Origin of the sequence: Collinsella sp. Sow4_E3 (assembly GCF_052116285.1) — a bacterium.
Taxonomy (GTDB): Bacteria; Actinomycetota; Coriobacteriia; order Coriobacteriales; family Coriobacteriaceae; genus Collinsella.
This window is the reverse complement of the sequence record NZ_JBQKLJ010000071.1, coordinates 1-962: the sequence shown is the minus strand read 5'-3', so window position 1 is coordinate 962 and position 962 is coordinate 1. Positions and strand designations below refer to the sequence as shown.

Genomic DNA, 962 nt, shown 5'->3' with positions numbered 1-962 from the left:
CATCAAGGCGCTCGTGGATGGTCTCGTGAGCGGCTGCGGCTGGCGTCCGCACGGCTGGGTGCCGCTCCTGCCCGACGACGACGACACCCACCTCATCGGCCCCGACTGGCGCCCGCAGGCCGAGCGGTGCAAACCGGGGCACGTCCGGCTGACGCTCGTCTTCCAGGAGGTGGACGGATGAAACCCCCCATGCCCTACAGCGGCGGCAAGCAAGTCATCGCCGAGAAGATCGTCGCCCGCATACCTCCTCACGAGGGCTACGTGGAGCCGTTCGCGCGACTGCATCAGTATCTGATCGTCGCATGCAAGGGCGACCCGCGCAGAGCATCGAGACGACTCAGAGAGGAGCCCTGACATGGCGTGGATGCGCGTCGATGACAAACTACACTCCCACCCGAAACGACATCAGGCGGGACTGCGGGCGATGGGGCTGTGGGTGATCGCCGGATCGTGGTGCGCCGATCATCTCACCGACGGCCATGTCCCGGCCGGGATGCTACCCGCACTCGGAGCCAGACCTGCCGACGCAAGAACCCTCGTCCAGGCTGGACTGTGGGACGAGGTGGAGGGCGGATGGCAGTTCCACGACTGGGTGCAGATCAATCCGAGCAGGGCTGATATTGAGTCGAGGCGTGAGAGTGAGCGTCAGCGGGTCGCTGAGTGGAGGGCTAAAAGGGCGCAGCTCCGGGCCATCAAGGGCGGCGCGTCATGAGGTGCATGTCGCGTTGTATGTACGTCGTACGTTACGGCGTACGTCCGTCGTACGTACAGAAATGTTACGTCTCCCCCAACCCAACCCAACCCAACCCAACCCAAACAACTAAAGCTGGGCAGGAAAGCTCAAGCCTGTTTGTGGTTGAGAATTGTGGTTCAGCAAGCAAAAAAAGTCCGGTAGGTAGGGGCTCGCGATCTTTGCTTGCCGACCTCGCTACGCGACAAAACCGGGACGCAGCATGAGAGCC

3 protein-coding genes are annotated in these 962 nt (G+C 62.9%); all 3 read left to right on the top strand.

From position 1 onward, the window contains the following. Window positions 1-181 (top strand): hypothetical protein (locus ACTQ48_RS11265; protein WP_441570990.1); only part of this gene is annotated, 181 nt, incomplete at its 5' end. Continuing rightward, the gene (locus ACTQ48_RS11260; RefSeq protein ID WP_343089981.1) at window positions 178-354 is read left to right on the top strand and encodes a hypothetical protein; all 177 of its coding nucleotides are present in this window, start codon (window positions 178-180) and stop codon (window positions 352-354) included. The genes ACTQ48_RS11265 and ACTQ48_RS11260, both read left to right, overlap by 4 nt. 1 nt (window position 355) lies before the next feature. Beyond that, window positions 356-712 (top strand): hypothetical protein, encoded by a 357-nt coding sequence (locus ACTQ48_RS11255; RefSeq protein WP_441085750.1) that lies wholly within the window; start codon window positions 356-358, stop codon window positions 710-712. Window positions 713-962: the final 250 nt, after the last annotated feature.